General features: G+C 66.2%; 21 protein-coding genes. 20 read left to right on the top strand and 1 reads right to left on the bottom strand.

The features are described 5' to 3' along the window. Positions 1 to 11: 11 nt before the first annotated feature. The 9 genes from rplF (at position 12) to H590_RS0104300 (ending at position 8,652) form a co-directional block, all read left to right on the top strand. Positions 12 to 554: a 50S ribosomal protein L6 gene (gene rplF / locus H590_RS0104340; RefSeq protein WP_028702603.1), complete on the top strand. Its 543-nt coding sequence runs from the start codon at positions 12 to 14 to the stop codon at positions 552 to 554. Continuing rightward, on the top strand, positions 554 to 937 hold the full coding sequence (gene rplR / locus H590_RS0104335; RefSeq protein WP_028702602.1) for a 50S ribosomal protein L18: 384 nt from the start codon (positions 554 to 556) through the stop codon (positions 935 to 937). The genes rplF and rplR overlap by 1 nt, the downstream gene beginning before the upstream one ends. Before the next feature lie 23 nt (positions 938 to 960). Next, entirely contained in the window at positions 961 to 1,605 is a 645-nt protein-coding gene (gene rpsE, locus H590_RS0104330) for a 30S ribosomal protein S5 (RefSeq protein ID WP_028702601.1), read from the top strand. Beyond that, positions 1,602 to 1,784 carry a 50S ribosomal protein L30 gene (gene rpmD / locus H590_RS0104325; protein WP_028702600.1) on the top strand — a complete coding sequence of 61 codons (183 nt, stop codon included), beginning with the start codon at positions 1,602 to 1,604 and terminating at the stop codon, positions 1,782 to 1,784. Before rpsE ends, rpmD begins: the two co-directional genes overlap by 4 nt. Before the next feature lies 1 nt (position 1,785). Continuing rightward, positions 1,786 to 2,226 carry a 50S ribosomal protein L15 gene (gene rplO, locus H590_RS0104320; protein WP_028702599.1) on the top strand — a complete coding sequence of 147 codons (441 nt, stop codon included), beginning with the start codon at positions 1,786 to 1,788 and terminating at the stop codon, positions 2,224 to 2,226. 372 nt (positions 2,227 to 2,598) lie between these two features. Then, positions 2,599 to 3,582 carry an ABC transporter permease gene (locus tag H590_RS0104315; protein ID WP_028702598.1) on the top strand — a complete coding sequence of 328 codons (984 nt, stop codon included), beginning with the start codon at positions 2,599 to 2,601 and terminating at the stop codon, positions 3,580 to 3,582. Between the two features lie 10 nt (positions 3,583 to 3,592). Further along, the gene (locus H590_RS0104310) at positions 3,593 to 4,582 is read left to right on the top strand and encodes an ABC transporter permease (protein WP_028702597.1); all 990 of its coding nucleotides are present in this window, start codon (positions 3,593 to 3,595) and stop codon (positions 4,580 to 4,582) included. Further along, positions 4,579 to 6,693, top strand: a complete 2,115-nt coding sequence (locus tag H590_RS0104305; protein WP_028702596.1) for an ABC transporter ATP-binding protein — start codon at positions 4,579 to 4,581, stop codon at positions 6,691 to 6,693. Before H590_RS0104310 ends, H590_RS0104305 begins: the two co-directional genes overlap by 4 nt. A gap of 243 nt (positions 6,694 to 6,936) precedes the next feature. After that, positions 6,937 to 8,652 carry an ABC transporter family substrate-binding protein gene (locus tag H590_RS0104300; RefSeq protein ID WP_028702595.1) on the top strand — a complete coding sequence of 572 codons (1,716 nt, stop codon included), beginning with the start codon at positions 6,937 to 6,939 and terminating at the stop codon, positions 8,650 to 8,652. A 252-nt stretch (positions 8,653 to 8,904) separates the two neighbouring features. Here H590_RS0104300 and H590_RS0104295 read toward each other — a convergent pair whose 3' ends face one another. Further along, positions 8,905 to 9,579: a hypothetical protein gene (locus tag H590_RS0104295; RefSeq protein WP_036981048.1), complete on the bottom strand. Its 675-nt coding sequence runs from the start codon at positions 9,577 to 9,579 to the stop codon at positions 8,905 to 8,907. Between the two features lie 143 nt (positions 9,580 to 9,722). Here H590_RS0104295 and secY point away from each other — a divergent pair, with 143 nt between their 5' ends. The 11 genes from secY to H590_RS0104240 all read left to right on the top strand — a co-directional run bounded on the left by secY (position 9,723) and on the right by H590_RS0104240 (position 17,867). Then, positions 9,723 to 11,048, top strand: a complete 1,326-nt coding sequence (gene secY, locus H590_RS0104290; protein WP_028702593.1) for a preprotein translocase subunit SecY — start codon at positions 9,723 to 9,725, stop codon at positions 11,046 to 11,048. Then, complete coding sequence (locus H590_RS0104285; protein ID WP_028702592.1) at positions 11,045 to 11,614, top strand: adenylate kinase; 570 nt, start codon at positions 11,045 to 11,047, stop codon at positions 11,612 to 11,614. The genes secY and H590_RS0104285 overlap by 4 nt, the downstream gene beginning before the upstream one ends. After that, a complete protein-coding gene (gene map, locus H590_RS0104280) occupies positions 11,614 to 12,453 on the top strand; it encodes a type I methionyl aminopeptidase (protein ID WP_028702591.1) in 840 nt (279 codons plus the stop codon). Before H590_RS0104285 ends, map begins: the two co-directional genes overlap by 1 nt. Before the next feature lie 445 nt (positions 12,454 to 12,898). After that, the gene (locus H590_RS0104275) at positions 12,899 to 13,756 is read left to right on the top strand and encodes an endonuclease domain-containing protein (protein ID WP_051238170.1); all 858 of its coding nucleotides are present in this window, start codon (positions 12,899 to 12,901) and stop codon (positions 13,754 to 13,756) included. Positions 13,757 to 13,766: 10 nt separating this feature from the next. Beyond that, the gene (locus H590_RS17180) at positions 13,767 to 14,135 is read left to right on the top strand and encodes a DUF1707 SHOCT-like domain-containing protein (RefSeq protein ID WP_051238169.1); all 369 of its coding nucleotides are present in this window, start codon (positions 13,767 to 13,769) and stop codon (positions 14,133 to 14,135) included. Between the two features lie 132 nt (positions 14,136 to 14,267). Next, positions 14,268 to 14,489 carry a translation initiation factor IF-1 gene (gene infA, locus H590_RS0104265; RefSeq protein ID WP_002514837.1) on the top strand — a complete coding sequence of 74 codons (222 nt, stop codon included), beginning with the start codon at positions 14,268 to 14,270 and terminating at the stop codon, positions 14,487 to 14,489. A gap of 91 nt (positions 14,490 to 14,580) precedes the next feature. Beyond that, positions 14,581 to 14,694 carry a 50S ribosomal protein L36 gene (rpmJ, locus tag H590_RS0104260; protein WP_028702589.1) on the top strand — a complete coding sequence of 38 codons (114 nt, stop codon included), beginning with the start codon at positions 14,581 to 14,583 and terminating at the stop codon, positions 14,692 to 14,694. Between the two features lie 473 nt (positions 14,695 to 15,167). Next, positions 15,168 to 15,542 (top strand): 30S ribosomal protein S13, encoded by a 375-nt coding sequence (gene rpsM / locus H590_RS0104255; RefSeq protein ID WP_028702588.1) that lies wholly within the window; start codon positions 15,168 to 15,170, stop codon positions 15,540 to 15,542. Positions 15,543 to 15,614: 72 nt separating this feature from the next. Continuing rightward, a complete protein-coding gene (gene rpsK, locus H590_RS0104250) occupies positions 15,615 to 16,022 on the top strand; it encodes a 30S ribosomal protein S11 (RefSeq protein WP_028702587.1) in 408 nt (135 codons plus the stop codon). A gap of 35 nt (positions 16,023 to 16,057) precedes the next feature. Next, the gene (gene rpsD / locus H590_RS0104245; protein ID WP_028702586.1) at positions 16,058 to 16,663 is read left to right on the top strand and encodes a 30S ribosomal protein S4; all 606 of its coding nucleotides are present in this window, start codon (positions 16,058 to 16,060) and stop codon (positions 16,661 to 16,663) included. A 181-nt stretch (positions 16,664 to 16,844) separates the two neighbouring features. After that, the gene (locus tag H590_RS0104240) at positions 16,845 to 17,867 is read left to right on the top strand and encodes a DNA-directed RNA polymerase subunit alpha (protein ID WP_028702585.1); all 1,023 of its coding nucleotides are present in this window, start codon (positions 16,845 to 16,847) and stop codon (positions 17,865 to 17,867) included. The last annotated feature ends 49 nt before the right edge of the window (positions 17,868 to 17,916 follow it).

The raw sequence follows: 17,916 nt of genomic DNA, 5'->3' as shown, positions 1-17,916 counted from the left end.
GGAGTTAAGTAATGTCACGTATTGGCAGGCTCCCCATCACCGTCCCGTCCGGTGTTGAGGTCAAGCTCGATGGGCAGGACGTCGAGGTGAAGGGACCCAAGGGGACCCTCAACTTCAGCGTCGCCGAGCCCATCTCGGTGAGTAAGAACGATGAGGGCCAGATCGTGGTCGCCCGTCCGAACGACGAGCGTGAGAACCGCTCGCTGCACGGGCTGAGCCGCACTCTCATCAACAACATGGTGATCGGCGTCACCCAGGGATACGAGAAGAAGCTCGAGATCCAGGGTGTCGGCTACCGAGTCATCTCCAAGGGCCCCAAGCAGCTCGAGTTCAACCTCGGCTTCTCCCACCCGGTGATCGTCGACGCCCCCGAGGGCATCAGCTTCACCGTGGAGAATCCCACGAAGTTCTCGGTGCAGGGCATCGACAAGCAGACCGTCGGAGAGGTTGCGGCCAACATCCGCAAGATCCGCAAGCCCGAGCCCTACAAGGGCAAGGGCGTGCGCTACGCCGACGAGAACGTCCGCCGCAAGGTCGGAAAGGCAGGTAAGTGATGGCTGTCTCCCTGAAGTCTGGGAAGAACCTGACCAAGCGGGCCGCTTCTCGTGCGCGCCGCCAGATCCGTGGCCGCAAGAAGATCTACGGCAGTGTCGAGCGTCCCCGGATGGTCGTCACCCGTTCCTCCAAGCACGTCTTCGTCCAGGTGATCGACGACGTCGCGGGCCACACTCTGGCCTCCGCGTCCTCGATGGAGGCCGATGTGCGCGCTCTCGACGGTGACAAGACCGCCAGGGCCACCAAGGTCGGCACCCTCATCGGTGAGCGGGCCAAGGAGGCCGGGATCGACAAGGTCGTCTTCGACAAGGCCGGCAATCAGTACCACGGCAGGATCGCTGCGCTGGCCGATGCGGCCCGCGAGGCCGGTCTCGACTTCTGACCACGAAAGGTAAGTGAGTAGCGATGAGTGGAACCCAGCGCCGCGGTGGCGGTGCAGGTGGCGAGCGTCGCGGCCGCGACGACCGTCGTGGCCGGAACGACCGTGACAACAAGAACGAGTACTTGGAGCGCGTGGTTGCGATCAACCGCGTCGCCAAGGTGGTCCAGGGTGGCCGCCGCTTCAGCTTCACCGCGCTGGTCGTGGTGGGCGACGGCGAGGGCATGGTGGGCGTCGGATACGGCAAGGCCAAGGAGGTGCCCGCGGCGATCGCCAAGGGCGTCGAGGAGGCCCGCAAGCACTTCTTCAAGGTGCCGCTGATCGGACGGACCATCACCCATCCGGTGAAGGGCGAGAAGGCAGCCGGCGTCGTCCTGCTGCGTCCGGCCTCCCCCGGTACCGGCGTCATCGCCGGCGGCTCGGCTCGCGCCGTGCTGGAGTGCGCGGGCGTCCAGGACGTCCTGGCGAAGTCCCTCGGATCGTCCAACGCGATCAACGTCGTGCACGCGACCGTCGAGGCCCTCCAGCAGCTCGAGGAGCCCGAGGAGGTGGCCCGTCGTCGCGGCAAGTCCGTCGAGGAGGTCGCCCCCAGGGCCCTGCTGCAGGCCCGCAAGGACGCCGAGGAGGCGGCCGCACAGGCCAAGGCCGAGAAGGCGGGAGCGAAGGCATGAGCAACCTCAAGGTGACCCAGGTGAAGTCTGGGGCAGGCGCCAAGCCCAAGCACCGCGAGACCCTGCGAAGCCTGGGCCTGCGGCGAATCGGTGACGTTGTGGTGAAGGAGGACCGCCCGGACTTCCGGGGCATGGTCCAGGCCGTGCGTCACCTCGTGACTGTTGAAGAGGTGGACTGAGATGGCAATCAAGCTTCATGACCTGAGGCCTGCCCCCGGAGCCAAGACCGCCAAGACCCGTGTGGGTCGTGGCGAGGCCTCCAAGGGCAAGACCGCCGGCCGCGGTACCAAGGGAACCGGCGCTCGCAAGAACGTTCCGGAGAACTTCGAGGGTGGCTCGATGCCGCTGCACATGCAGCTGCCGAAGCTGCGCGGGTTCAAGAACCCGTTCCGCACCGAGTACCAGGTGGTCAACCTGGACAAGGTGGCGGCGTTGTTCCCCGAGGGCGGGACGGTCGGCGTCGAGGACCTGGTCGCCAAGGGCGCGGTTCGCGACAACGAGCTGGTCAAGCTGCTCGGCACCGGTGAGATCGCCGTCAAGGTCGATCTGCACGTCGATGCCTGGTCGGCCTCGGCCAAGGACAAGGTGGAGAAGGCCGGCGGTTCCGTGTCGGCTCGCTGAGCCACCCGGACCCGACTCGGCACCGCCGAATCGGACTGCCCCTGACGGCCATTCCGCAGGGGCAGGGCAATTCATTCGTGGCGGGAAGATCCCTCATGGGATCTTCCCGCCACGGTCATTTTCCGACGGGGAATCCGGCGTCCCGGGCAAATGTTGCAAGATGGTATCGAACTGGGGATTCTCCTACCCGCACGTGTACCATCGCTTCAGCCGAGGGGGCTGCCGACACGTCCGTGCGACACCCCACGGGCCCATCGGGCGCCGTCGACGGATCCGTGAGATCCGCAGCGACACCCACGGTCGATTCCTGGATGCGCGGTTGTGCCGCCACCGGGGTCTGGCTCCGGCCCGCCCTTCCAGGAAAGGATGTTCGTGCTCAGATATCTGGTGCGCCGCATCGTCAACTACGCGGTTCTGTTGTTCATTGCGGTGTCTCTGGCCTATCTGGTGGCCTCGTCCGCGCTGGATCCGAGGAATGCTTTCGACAGGCAGAATCCGAATCTGAACTGGGCGGCGGTCAACGCCTCCCTCAATGAGTACAACATCAATCCGGACACCAGTATCTGGGTCCGTTACGGACGTTGGCTCGAGATGGTCTTCCTGCACTGGAACTGGGGCTGGACCCCTCGGGGCGACGCCATCAACGCCCTCATCGCCACCCGCATCGGGGTCTCGGTGAGACTGGTGACGATCGGCACGATCATCTCCCTGGTCGGCGGCGTGGCCGTCGGCGCCTGGTCGGCCGTGCGGCAGTACCACTGGAGCGACCGGATCGTCTCGCTGATCTGCATGCTGCTGATCTCCACCCCGACCATGGTGCTCGCGGTGGTGATGCAGCTGGGGGCCACCAAGTTCAACCAGATGACCGGCACCCAGTTCTTCCAGTTCATCGGAGAGACCGGCCAGCACGGCAGCTACTTCGGTGCGGAGTTCATCAGTCGACTCCAGCACCTGCTGTTACCGACCGTCTCGCTGGCGGCGCTGAGCCTGGCCACCTACTCGCGGTACCAGCGCAACCTGATGCTCGACACCCTGGGGGCCGACTACGTGCGGACCGCCCGGGCCAAGGGGCTGCGCAAGTCCAAGGCGATCCGGCACCACGCGCTGCGCAACGCCATCATCCCGATGGCCACCTACTTCGCCTTCGGGGTCGCCCAGGTCTTCGTGGGCGCCACGATCACCGAACAGGTCTACGGCTGGAACGGGATGGGCCTGTACTCGGTCACCTCGATCCAGAACCAGGACATCAACGGGACCGTCGCGGTGGTCGCCTTCTCCGGCGTCTGCGTACTGGCCGGTGCCCTGCTGAGTGACCTTCTGATAGCCGTCGTCGACCCGCGCGTCCGCGCCCGCTGAGGAGAGAGCCATGGTTGAACCGAACTTCTCCTCCGGCCGCGCCGCCGATCGCCCCGAGGGGGCCGTCGACTCCGCTCCGCTGACCGAACCGGTCCTGGACCCCGGTCAGGAGCCGCAGGGCCGCAAGGGTGCCAAGCACCTGTCCCGCGGCCGACTCATCTGGCGCAGATTCTGGCGGGCCCCGGGCGGCAAGATCGGCCTCATCGGCCTCTCCCTCGTCCTCGCCCTGGCCCTCTTCGGGACCTTCTTCGAGCGCTGGGACTACTGGGTGGTCGACTACGACGCCTTCCTCAGCGCACCCTCGGCCAGCCACTGGTTCGGCACGAACCAGGGCGGCTTCGACATCTTCGCGATGACCATCGAGGGGCTGCGCAAGTCCCTCATCATCGGATTCGCGGTGGCCGCGATCGTCGAGATCCTGGCGGCCATGATCGGCGCCTCGGCGGCCTACTTCGGCAAGCGGGTGGGGGCGATCCTGCAGTGGATCACCGACCTGCTGCTGGTGATCCCGTCCTTCCTCATCATCGCGATCATCTCCCAGCACACCGCCGGCTCGAAGAACTCCACCTGGCTGCTCATCGTGCTGCTGTCGGCCTTCTCCTGGATGATCTCGGCGCGAGTGGTGCGAGCGATGACCCTGTCCCTGGTGAATCTGGACTACGTCACCGCGGCCAAGTTCATGTCGGTGCCCTCCTTCGTGGTGATCGTCAAGCACGTCATCCCGAATGTCGCCTCCTACCTCATCATCGACTTCACCCTCGGCGTGGTGAGCGCGGTCTTCAGCGAGACGACGCTGTCCTTCTTCGGATTCGGCGTCCAGAAGCCGGAGACCTCGCTGGGCACCCTGCTGGGAGACGGAATGGCATCGGCCACCACCTCACCGTGGATCTTCCTCTTCCCGGCCGGGATCCTGGTGGTCCTGCTGCTGTGCGTGAACTTCATGGGTGACGCCCTGCGAGACGCCATCGACCCCTCCTCCAAGTCTGGCGGTGCAGCATGAGCAAGAAGAACAAGCCCGTCTTCGAGTCCGAGGCGCTACCGGAGCGCACTCCCGGCGTCCCGGTGCTCCAGATCAAGGGCCTGCACGTCCGGTTCCCCTCCGAGGACGGCGTCGTGCACGCCGTGCGCGGGGTCGACCTGACGGTCAACGCCGGGGAGGTCGTCGGCCTGGTCGGCGAGTCCGGATCCGGCAAGTCGGTCACCTCGATGTCGGTGATGGGACTGCTCGACGAGAACGCCGCCGTCGAGGGATCCATCAAGCTTCACGGCACCGAGCTGCTGGGACGCGACGACAACTGGATGAGCGAGGTGCGCGGCAAGAAGGTCGCGATGGTCTTCCAGGACCCGCTGAGCGCCCTCACCCCCGTCTACACCGTCGGCGACCAGATCGTCGAGGCCCTCCAGGTGCACGGCCACTACTCGGACCGGCAGGCCTGGGACCGGGCCCTGGAACTGCTCGGGATGGTCGGCATCCCCAACCCCGAGGTGCGGGCCAAGAGCTTCCCCCACGAGTTCTCCGGGGGCATGCGCCAGCGCGTCATCATCGCGATGGCGATCGCCAACGACCCCGACCTGATCATCGCCGACGAGCCGACCACCGCCCTGGACGTCACGATCCAGGCCCAGATCCTGGACCTGCTGAGGGTCGCCCAGCGCGAGACCCATGCCGGTGTGGTGATGATCACCCACGACCTGGGTGTGGTCGCCGGCCTGGCCGACCGGGTCGCCGTGATGTACGCCGGACGGATCGTGGAGCGGGCCGACGTCAACGACGTCTTCTACCACTCCCGCCACCCCTACACGGTCGGACTGCTGGGCTCCCTGCCCCGTCCCGACCTCGACAAGGACGAGCCCCTCACCCCGGTGGAGGGCAATCCGCCCTCCCTGCTGGCGCTGCCGCCGGGCTGCCCCTTCGCCCCCCGCTGCCCGATGGCCTCGGCCGAGTGCCTGGCCGCCGAACCAGACCTGGTGGACACCGACCTGGCCGGGCACACCTCGGCGTGCATCAAGTTCGACGAGATGGCCGGCAAGAGGTACGACGAGATCTATCCGCGCGAGGAGATCCCCTCCTTCGGTGCGAAGGTCGACCGAGCAGATGCCGATGTGATCCTTCACGTCGACGGTCTGGTCAAGACCTACCCGCTGATGAAGGGGGCGGTGTTCAAGCGCCGGGTCGGCACCGTGCACGCCGTCGACCACATCTCCTTCGACATCCGCGCCGGGGAGACCCTCGGCCTGGTGGGGGAGTCCGGCTGCGGCAAGACCACCACCATCATGTCGATCCTGGAGCTCGCCAGGCCCGAGGAGGGCAAGGTGGTGGTGCTCGGCCACGACACCGCCGAGCTGTCGGCCTCCGAGCGCAAGAAGGTCCGCCAGGACCTGCAGGTGGTCTTCCAGGACCCGATGGCCTCGCTGGACCCCCGGCTGCCGATCTTCGACATCATCGCCGAGCCGCTGAAGTACAACGGCTACCCGCGGGCGAGGATCGCCGCCAGGGTGGAGGAGCTGATGGCCCTGGTGGGTCTGGAGCCGGCCCACGCCAACCGCTACCCGCGCAACTTCTCCGGAGGTCAGAAGCAGCGCGTCGGGATCGCCCGGGCGCTCGCTCTGGAGCCCAAGCTGCTGGTCCTCGACGAGCCGGTCTCGGCCCTGGATGTGTCGATCCAGGCCGGCGTGCTCAACCTGCTGGAACGGCTGCGGGTCGACATGGGGCTGTCCTACCTGTTCGTCGCCCACGACCTGTCGGTGGTGCGTCACATCGCCCACCGGGTCGCGGTGATGTACCTGGGGCGGATCGTGGAGCTCGGTCCGGTGGGGGAGGTCTTCGACCATCCGGAGCACCCCTACTCCCAGTCCCTGCTGTCGGCGATCCCGATCCCCGATCCGGTCAAGGAGCGCAAGCGCTCCCGGATCCTGCTCGAGGGGGACCTGCCCTCTCCGGCCAACCCGCCCTCGGGATGCCCTTTCCACACCCGCTGCCCGAAGTTCAAGACCCTCGACGAGGCCGACCAGGCGCGGTGCACGGGCGAGACGCCGCTGCTGGCCAGCGCCGACGGCCGCGAGGACCGGGCGGTGGCCTGCCACTTCCCGGAGGTCGTGGAGGTCTTCTGAGTCCGGACCGGTGGTGGCTCCACGAGGCCGGCGCATCACGGATGCGCCGGCCTCGGCCGTCCCGTGCGATCGGGTGCCCCGTGTGATCGGGTGTTCCGTGTGACGGGGGTGTCGTCACGTTCCGATAACGATTGCCGCGCAGGGCCGTCCAGAAGTGAGGGATCGGCGAGCGGCAGTGACAGGCTCAGGACTGTAAAGAAGTGCGAGCAGTACCTGCCCGCAATCAAATCTGGAGGTTTTACCGTGCGTAAGCCCGTCATGACTGCCATCGCCTTCCTGGCGGTGGGGTCTCTTGCCCTGACCGGTTGCGGTCAGAAGAATCAGAGCAGCAGCTCGAGCAGTGCGAGCTCGGCGCCCAAGGCGCTCCCGCTGGCCCAGATGAACCCGGCCCAGCGGGACCAGGTCAAGGACGGCGGCACGCTGCGGTTCGCGATCAGCCAGCTCCCGACCGCATGGAACGGATTCGAGGTCGACAACAACAACGTCGACCTGAACTCCACCATCTGGAACTTCGTCGGCGCGACGAACTTCGACATCGGCAAGGATGCCGCGGCCACCCCGAACAAGAACTTCCTGCAGTCCTACGACGTCAAGAAGGCCTCCGACAACGGAGGACACCAGCAGGTCACGCTGCACCTGAACCCGAACGCCAAGTGGAACTCGGGCCGGACGATCGACTACACCGACTACGTCGCCACCTGGAAGGCCAACAACGGGTCGAACCCGGCCTTCAAGCCGGCCACCACCGACGGCTTCAACCAGATCACCTCGATCACCAAGGGTGACAAGCCGACCGACGTCGTCATGACCTTCAAGACCTCCTACCCGGACTGGACCGCCACCTGGAGCACCGTCCTGCCGAAGGAGGGCGCCTCCTCCCCGGCCGTCTTCAACTCCGGCTGGAAGACCTTCAACCCGAACTGGTTCACCGGTCCGTTCACCCTCGACAAGGTCGACCAGGCTCAGAAGACCCTCACCGTCAAGCGCAACGACAAGTGGTGGGGCGACAAGGCCAAGCTCGACTCCGTCTCCTTCAAGGAGCTGGACGACGCCACGACGACCAAGGCCTTCGCCAACAAGGAGATCGACGTCGTCAGCACCATCATCACCAAGGATGGCTACGACACCGCCAAGAAGCGCACCGACGGCGAGCTGCGCGAGGCCGGCTCCCCGCAGTGGCGTCACTTCACCTTCAACACCAGGTCCAACGGGCTCACCGACAAGGCGGTCCGTCAGGCCATCGTCAAGGGCATCAACCGCCAGGCGATCGCCAAGTCCGACCTCGCGGGGCTGCCGGTCGACGGCAACGCCGTGATGCTCGGCAACCACTTCTTCATGCCCGGCCAGGCCGGCTACAAGGACAACTCGACCGACTACAACTACGACCCGGAGCAGGCCAAGAAGGAACTGGACGCCGCCGGCTGGAAGCTGAACGGCAACGTCCGCGAGAAGGACGGCAAGAAGCTCACCATCGACTACGCGATGCTGACCGGCGTGCCGACCTCCGAGAACGAGGGCGCACTGCTCAAGCAGAACATGGCGGCGATCGGCGTCACCGTGAACCTGGTCAACACCCCGTCCGACTCGATGAACCAGGTGCTGTCGAGCCACTCCTTCGGGATCATCGCTTTCACCTGGCAGTCCACCCCCTACCCGATGAACAACGTCCGTCAGATCTACGGCGCTGCGTCCGAGGGTTCCAAGGAGGCCAGCCAGTCGAACTTCTCGCAGCTCGTCGATCCGCAGATCGAGAAGCTCATCCCGCAGATCGACACCGAGGAGAACGTCACCAAGCGTCAGGACCTCACCAACCAGGTCGACAAGATCATCTGGGACAACGTGATGACCCTGCCGCTGTACCGCCGCGTGCAGTTCTCCGCCGTTCCGAAGAACCTGGCGAACTTCGGTGCCTCGACCTTCCAGAGCTACCGCAGTGAGGACATCGGCTTCACCAAGTGATCTGAGAAGCCCAGATCCGGCGTCCTGAAGGGGTCACCGGAGTCTCGACAGGGGGCGGCCCGCATCTGCGGGCCGCCCCCTGTCGCGCTGCGAGGCGTCTCTGAGGTGCGAGGCGTCACTGAGGTTCAGGGTGCCGAGCGGACTCGGTTCCGGTGGAGGCCCTGCTCCTGGGCGGCACCTGCCTCTGCCAAGGCCCTGATCGTGGGCGGCACCCGATGCTGGCAGGAGCCAGACCCTGGGCGGTGTTCCCGCTCAGGCCAGCACGGCCAGGATCACCAGGACGCCGGAGATGATGACGGTCGGCCAGTTGACCCGAACCCGCACCGGCGCGGCGTCCGAGGATGTTGCACCTGCTCTGCGCTGAATCTGCTCGATCTCGATGAGTCGGGCCGCCGCGAAGGCGTCGAGGCTGATCCGGATCGGCTCGTGACCCTGGTCCGGGATGATCGGCAACTCCCGGTCGGTCCCGATGATCTTCCCGGCGGTGCCCTTCGCCGGGGCCGCCCAGGCGCGGATGCTGTGGCCCCTGGCGGGCCGGGTTTCGCCCGTCCCGGGCGTGCCGCCCGCCCCGGTCGACTCGGATGTCCCGGTCGTCTCTGAGTTCTCGGGAGCTCGTGAGGAGTCCTGCGGGAGGGTGGTGAGGGTCACTCCCCAGCGACCGGTGACTGTCTTCAGTTGCGCCCACGGCACATCCCAGATCCGCAGCTGGTTGATGACGTGCACCCCGTCGTTGTCGATCCGGATCGAGGCCAGCCCCCAGAAGATCCAGGCGCACCACACGAACAGAGCCACGAAGGGGGCGTTGACGAGGGCCTGGAGGAGTCCGGCCCGGGTGGCGTCCCACACCAGCAGGGCCAGCGCCGCCACCGCCAGTGCGGCGGTCCCGATCCGACCCGAACGCGATGTGATGACCACTGGCGGACGCATGGGGCTCCTTCGTCGGGATGTCACGTGATGGCGACAAGTTGATAGGCTACCTGCGCTGTTGTCCTTGCCCGTTCGGCGACCGACCGCCAGGCCGATCCACCGAGCCGCCCGCAGGGCGTGTCGTCAAACCCTAGAGAGCCCGAATGCTTTCCGCCTTCGCCAGTGCCTTCAAGACGCCGGATCTGCGCAAGAAGATCTTCTTCACGCTGTTCATCCTCGCGATCTTCAGGGTCGGCTCCACCATCCCGGTGCCCAACGTCGACGTCGCCAAGATCAACGCCTGCGTCACCCAGTCCCAGTCCAGCGACGCCGCCGGGCTGTACTCGATGATCAACCTGTTCTCCGGCGGTGCGCTGCTGCAGCTGGCGATCTTCGCCCTGGGCATCATGCCCTACATCACCTCGTCGATCATTCTGCAGCTGCTGACGGTCGTCATCCCCAAGCTCGAGGCCCTCAAGAAGGAGGGCGCCTCCGGGCAGAACAAGATCACCCAGTACACCCGGTACCTCACCTTGGTGCTCGGCGTCCTGCAGGCCACCGCCTTCACCACCCTGGCCACCTCGGGGCGGCTGTTCAGCTCCTGCTCCGACCCGATCGTGGTCCACGACACCTCGGTCTTCCCGGTCATCGTGATGGTGCTGACCATGACCGCCGGCACCACGATCGTGATGTGGATGGGCGAGCTCATCACCGACCGCGGCATCGGCAACGGCATGTCGATCATGATCTTCACCCAGATCGCGGCCCGCTTCCCCGACTCCCTGTGGCAGATCAAGGTCACCCGCAACAGCCAGGGCGAGGCGCACGCCTGGTTCATCTTCTTCACCGTCATCGCGATCGGGCTCATCGTGATGGCCGGCGTGGTGTTCATGGAGCAGGGGCAGCGGCGCATCCCGGTCCAGTACGCCAAGCGGATGGTGGGCCGGCGGATGTTCGGTGGCACCAGCACCTACATCCCGCTGAAGGTGAACCAGTCCGGCGTCATCCCGGTGATCTTCGCCTCCTCGATCATGTACCTGCCGGTGCTGTACGCGACCTTCCGGCCGGAGGGCAGAGCCGCGCAGTGGATCGGTCAGAACTTCACCCGCGGTGACCATCCGCTGTACAACCTCATCTACTTCCTGCTCATCATCTTCTTCTGCTACTTCTACGTGGCGATCACCTTCGACCCCGTCGAGATGAGCGACAACATGAAGAAGTACGGCGGATTCATCCCGGGGATCCGGGCCGGCAAGCCCACCGAGGACTACCTGGCCTTCGTGCTGTCGCGACTGACGGCTCCCGGCTCCCTGTACCTCGGACTGATCTCCTTGATACCGACCCTGGCGTTCGTCTTCCTCAACGCCAATCAGAACTTCCCGTTCGGCGGCACCAGCATCCTCATTGTCGTGGGTGTCGGTCTCGACACCGTCAAACAGGTTGAGAGCAAGCTCCAGCAACGAAGTTACGAAGGATTCCTGACATCATGAGGCTTCTCATCATTGGCGCCCCCGGCGCCGGCAAAGGCACCCAGGCCAGCTCGATCGCCGAGCACTACGGGATCCCCGCGATCTCGACCGGCGACACCTTCCGGGCGAACATCAAGGGCGGCACCGAACTCGGCAAGAAAGTCAAGGCGATCATGGACGCCGGAGACCTGGTCCCCGACGTGGTGACCGACGAGATCGTCGTCGACCGGCTCGGCCAGTCCGACGCGGCCGAGGGGTTCCTGCTCGACGGCTACCCGCGCAATCTCCACCAGGTCGAGGCCCTCGACGGCTACCTGAGTGCCAACGGTCTGGCTCTGGACGCGGTGGTGAGCCTGGAGGTCGACCCGGAGCTGCTCACCGCCCGGCTGCTCAAGCGCGCCCAGATCGAGGGACGGGCCGACGACAACGAGGAGACCATCCGCAACCGGATGGACGTCTACACCTCCCAGACCGCTCCCCTCATCGACCACTACCGCCAGGCGGGTCTGCTGGTGCCGGTCGACGGGGTCGGCGAGATCTCCGATGTCCGCGACCGGATCTTCTCCGCCCTGGACGCCCGCGCCTGATGCTCGGACGCCACAGGATCCAGATCAAGGACGATGACCAGATCCGCGTGATGCGTCGCGCCGGGTTGGTGGTCGCCGAGGGGCTGGCCGAGATGGTGGCCGCCGCGGTCCCCGGTGCGACCACCGCGGACCTCGACCGCATCGGCAGGGAGGTGATCGCCCGTCACGGCGCGACCTCGAACTTCCTGGGGTACGGCGCCGAGTGGGGGATCCAGCCCTACCCCGGAGTGGCCTGCATCAGCGTCAACGAGGTCATCGTGCACGGGATCCCCGACGAGCGGGAGCTGCACGACGGGGACATCGTCTCGATCGACTACGGCGCCATCGTGGACGGCTGGCACGGCGATGCGGCCCGCACCGCCCTGGTCGGCGAGGTCTCCGATGAGGTGAGGGAGCTGTCGGAGGCGACCCGCAAGTCGATGTGGGACGGGATCGCCCAGATCGCTCCGGGAGCACGGATCGGTGATGTCTCGTCGGCGGTCCAGGTGTCCCTGGAGTCCCACGAGCACGACTACGGGATCATCCGCGACTACACCGGTCACGGCATCGGCACTGAGATGCACATGGATCCCGATGTGCCGAACTGGGGCCGGGCCCACCGGGGGCCGAGAATCACCGAGGGGATGTGCCTGTGCGTGGAGCCGATGGCCACCCTCGGCGATGAGGAGAATGTCACCCTGGATGACGACTGGACGGTGCGCAGCCTCGACGGTTCGTGGTCGAGCCACTGGGAGAACACGGTGGCCGTCACGCGGAACGGGCTGTGGGTGCTCACCGAGCCCGATGGCGGCGAGGCCGAGCTGACGGCGCGAGGGGTGGCCTTCGGTCCACTGGACTGAGAGGGGCCGGCCGCGCCGGTAGCCATGAGATCTGCCACTGAGAAGGCACACACCTGGATAGTCCACGTGGGTGCGGTCTTGGTGGCAGATCTCGTTTTTGTGCTCGGGGAGTCTCCCGTGAGTTCTGCCATCTGTGGGCCGGCGGCTGGATAGTCCAGGTGGGTGCGGTCTTGGTGGCAGATCTCGTTTTGTGCTCGGGGGGTCTCCGGTGAGTTCTGCCATCTGTGGGCTGGCGACTGGATAGTCCAGGCGGGTGCCTTCTCAGTGGCAGATCTCGTTTCTGTCCAGGGTGGGGTTCCGGTGAGTCCGGGGTGCGGTTCCAGTGAGTTCTGTCATCCCGGGGCCGGCGACTGCCCATCCACAGCCCGCTCCATGGGTGACAGAAGTTGTCCCCAGATTGGCGCACGGGCGGCAGATCGGGGTTGCGGCCCCGATAAGTGGAGGCATGAAGCACTACGACATCCCACCCCAGCTGCGCCCCGGCGGTGTGGTCTCCACCAGAGTCCTGCGGAGTGCGGGCTACTCCTATCCCGACATCAGCAAGCTGCACCTCTCCGGCGATCTGGTCGAGAACCTGAGGCCCGGGTGGTGGAGCCTGCGCGATGCCGACCCGGAGGTGGTCGCCGCGGTGCGCGCCGGCGGTGTGATGACCTGTGTCTCTGCCCTGGCCAGATTCGGAGTGTTCCGGCCGTTCGGCGACACCGCGCTGCATGTGAGGGCGAGCCGGGGCACGACCGGTTCAAAGCGTGTCCAGGAGTGCTCGCCGGGGCGCAGACCGGCACCGATACGGGCGATCGACGATCCGCTGGTCGCCGTGCGAGCGGCCATCCGATGCCTGGACCGGGACAACGGGGTGGCGGTTCTGGACTCGATGGTGAATCTGCGGGTGGCGACCATGGCCGATCTGGCACTGGAGCTCGCGGACTCGCCCAGGGCACGCGCCCTGCTGTCCCAGTGCGACCGCGCCGAGTCCGGGACCGAGACCCTGGTGAGGATCAGACTGCGTGGCCACAACGTCCAGGTCGCCTCACAGGTGACGATCCCCGGGGTGGGCCGGGTTGATCTGCTGGTGGGGGAGAGGCTCGTCATCGAGGTCGACTCGCGAGCTCACCACACCAGCGAACAGAGCTACCAAGCCGACCGGGTCCGGGACCGGCGGCTGCTTGCGCTGGGGTACCGGGTGATGAGGCTCACCTGGGAGGATGTCATGTTCGGCTGGCCACAGGCCCAGGAGCAGATCCTCACAGTGGTCCGGCGCGGTGACCACCACTGGCCCAGGAGGCGTGCCCACCGGGGTCGGTAGCCTTGGGACCGTGAAAGAGCTGCCGCCATCCTCCCGATATGTCGCCCGCGCCTCCGAACCGGTGACCGATGCCGACCGGACCGAGATCAACACCTGGCTCAATGACGCCTTCAGCGCCGGGACACTCGACGAGCAGACCTTCCAGCACCACCTGGATGCCCTCTACGCCGCCACCACCCTGGGAGATCTCGCCCCGGTGGTCGCCGATCTGCCCGCCAGGGCCACCCACAATGTCCCGCAGAACATCGAACAGAGCACCGCGGCGCCCGGGGAGCTGACCCCGTCCCGGCCGATGTCGGGGAGGACCATGGCCACCCTGGTCGGCGGTGGCGGCCTGGTCGTGGTGCTGCTGATCATCATTCTGGCCATCCTGCTGTGACACCCGGGCGTCACCGGGCCCAGGAATCAGATTTTGATCGGTCGTGGCCCTCGGGTAGGCTTACTCGTCGGTCCCCGTGTAGGCGGAGACAGTCACGCCCAGATGGGCACACCGATTGACAGATTGGACGCAATGGCCAAGAAAGAGGGAGCGCTCGAGCTCGAAGGCACAGTGGTGGAGGCTCTTCCCAACGCCATGTTCCGTGTCGAGCTCAAGAACGGACACCGTGTCCTTGCCACGATCAGCGGCAAGATGCGTCAGCACTACATCAGGATCCTTCCGTCGGACCGGGTCGTGGTGGAGCTGTCTCCTTATGACCTGACCCGCGGACGCATCGTCTACCGGCACAAGTGACCGCCGTCAACCACTGACCATGGTCGTCCCCGTCGGGGACGATCTCCATCCAGGTTCCCCCCGGGGGACCGTTACGCGAAAGAGAAGCTCGATGAAGGTTCGTCCGAGCATCAAGAAGATGTGCGACAAGTGCAAGGTCATTCGTCGCCATGGTCGCGTGATGATCATCTGCGAGAACCCGCGTCACAAGCAGCGCCAGGGCTGAGCCCTCGCCGCGACGGGATCGCAGGTCGTCATCGCCGGGAGCTCATCCCGGTGCTGTGACCAGCAGGAATGCAGGGGTTCGACCCCTGAGGTCCACCGTCGGGTCCACCATCCAGGTGGACGCGGTGATGCCGACAAGAAAACTGAACAGTGAACAACTGAACAGAATGACAACTGAACACGGCTGAGTCGGAGGATGGGTCGACCATCATCGAGCCATCCTCTTCCCACTCAGCTCACCCGGACCGCGAGGTCCGGGAACACCGTGGAAGCACGTCCCGGAACCCCGTTCGAAACCATCGAACACGGATCCGGGCCACCACCCCCGGGCGAAGGCCGGGGCCCCGTCGGACGAGCAGATCTCGTCCGTCGCCGAGAGGCTTGGAGGATCTCCTCCGGGCTGACCAGTGACGGGGACGCTCCACGCCAGACACCTTCGCGGCCCCTCGGGGCCGGAGACGAAAGGGATGCCACATGGCACGCCTCATCGGAGTGGACCTGCCGCGCGACAAGCGCCTCGAGGTCGCACTGACCTACATCTACGGCATCGGGCGCACCCGTGCCGCCGAGACCCTCAAGGCCACCGGACTCAGTGGTGACCTCCGCGTGAACAAGCTGAGCGACGATCAGCTGGTGACACTGCGCGACTACATCGAGAGCAACTACCACGTCGAGGGTGACCTTCGTCGTGAGGTGGCCGCCGACATCCGTCGCAAGATCGAGATCGGCAGCTACCAGGGCCGTCGTCACCGCAGTGGCCTGCCGGTTCGTGGTCAGCGCACCCGGACCAACGCCCGCACCCGCAAGGGTCGGAAGAAGGCCGTCGCCGGAAAGAAGAAGGTCAAGTGATCCAAGACGCCCCGCGTCTGGACACCCCCTTCTCCCACGCTGAGATCACACTGACTCCAGGAGAGACAACACATGGCTACTGCAGGCCGTAAGACCGCGCCCAAGGCAAAGGTGCGCCGCAAGGAGAAGAAGAACGTCGTCGCCGGCCAGGCGCACATCAAGAGCACGTTCAACAACACGATCATCGCGATCACCGACCCCGCCGGTCAGGTCATCGCATGGGCCTCTGCCGGCACCGTCGGCTTCAAGGGCTCGCGCAAGTCCACCCCGTTCGCCGCCCAGATGGCCGCCGAGGCCGCCGGACGTCGTGCCATGGAGCACGGAATGAAGCGGGTCGACGTCTTCGTCAAGGGGCCCGGATCGGGCCGCGAGACCGCCATTCGTTCGCTGGGGGCCGTCGGCCTGGAGATCGGACCGATCTCCGACGTCACCCCCGTTCCGCACAACGGATGCCGGCCGCCGAAGCGCCGCCGCGTCTGATCCCCTCCGAGAGCACATTTAAGGACTGATACACAATGGCCCGTTACACCGGCCCCCTGACCAAGAAGTCCCGTCGCCTCGGGACTGACCTTGTCGGAAACGACAAGTCATTCGAGCGTCGCCCCTACCCGCCGGGCGTCCACGGCCGCGGCCGTACCAAGGACTCTGAGTACTCCCTGCAGCTGCGCGAGAAGCAGAAGGCGCGTTACGCCTACGGCGTTCTCGAGAAGCAGTTCAGCCGTTACTACGAGGAGGCGGCCCGCGGCACCGGCAAGACCGGTGACCTGCTGCTGCAGATCCTCGAGTCCCGCCTGGACAACGTGGTGTACCGCTCCGGACTGGCCGCCACCCGGCGCCAGGCCCGCCAGCTCGTGACCCACGGTCACTTCCTGGTCAACGGCAAGAAGGTGAACATCCCGTCGTTCCGCGTCACCGCCCACGACATCATCGATGTCCGCCCGAAGTCCAAGGACCTCCACCCGATCGTGGTGGCCCGCGAGACCTTCGAGACCCGCGACGTGCCGGCATGGCTCGACGTGCGCCCCAACCGCGGACGCATCCTCGTGCACCAGCTGCCGACCCGCGAGCAGATCGTCCTCGACGTCAACGAGCAGGCCATCGTCGAGCTCTACTCGAAGTGATCCTGCGGTGCGGGGGCCGGTCCTGACCGGCCCCCGCACGCACCCCACCGGTGTGCCGCCGATCATGCTCCGGCATGGTCGCGGCACCGCGGAGGGCCGCACTGTTCCACTCCCGGTGGGGGAGTTCCCCACCATCCCCATTTGCGCCTTCATATAGCGGTTGGCGCGGAAGGAATGTCACATGCTCATCGCTCAGCGCCCCACCCTCACCGAGGAGCCCGTCTCCGACTTCCGGTCCCGGTTCGTCATCGAGCCCCTGGAGCCCGGCTTCGGCTACACCCTGGGTAACTCGCTGCGTCGCACGCTGCTGTCGTCGATCCCCGGCGCCTCGGTCACCAGCATCAAGATCGAGGGTGTCCGCCACGAGTTCGCCACCCTGGAGGGCGTCGTCGAGGACGTCACCGAGATCATCCTCAACCTCAAGGAGCTGGTGCTGTCCTCCGAGGAGGACGAGCCGGTGGCCATGTACCTGCGCAAGTCGGGTGCCGGTGAGGTCACCGCGGCCGACATCAACCCGCCGGCCGGGGTGGTCATCTACAACCCCGATCTGCACATCGCCACCCTCAACGAGGACGGCAAGATCGAGATGGAGCTGGTCGTCGAGCGCGGCCGCGGCTACGTCTCCAGCGTCCTCAACGATGATCCGGAGGCCGAGCTGGACCGGATCGCCGTCGACTCGATCTACTCCCCGGTGCTCAAGGTCACCTACAAGGTGGAGGCCACCCGTGTCGCCACCCGTACCGACTTCGACCGCCTCATCCTGGACGTCGAGACCAAGCTGTCGATGCTGCCGCGCGACGCCGTCGCCTCGGCCGGGCGCACCCTCGTCGAGCTGTTCGGGCTAACCCGGGAGCTCAACATGGACGCCGAGGGCATCGAGGTCGGCCCGTCGCCGGTCGACGAGCAGTACGCCGAGAACCTCGCGGTGCCGGTCGAGAACCTCAACCTCACCGTCCGCTCCTACAACTGCCTCAAGCGCGAGGGCATCCACACCGTGGGTGAGCTGGTCTCCCGCTCCGAGCAGGATCTCCTCGACATCCGGAACTTCGGTTCCAAGTCGATCGACGAGGTCAAGGAGAAGCTCGCCGAGATGGGGCTGTCCCTCAAGGACTCCGCCCCCGGCTTCGATCCCATCGCCGCCGCCGACAACTACGAGGAGGGGGAGTCCCCCGAGGACGACCTCGCCGAGACCGAGCAGTACTGAGTCTGTCGGAGCCGGGATCCCGCGCTCTCCCCTCGGGTCCGGACGTCGA

This window comes from Acidipropionibacterium jensenii DSM 20535 (assembly GCF_000425285.1).
Classification (GTDB): Bacteria; Actinomycetota; Actinomycetes; order Propionibacteriales; family Propionibacteriaceae; genus Acidipropionibacterium; species Acidipropionibacterium jensenii.
The sequence above is the reverse complement of the archived record's forward strand: the minus strand, read 5'-3'. Positions and strand labels throughout refer to the sequence as shown.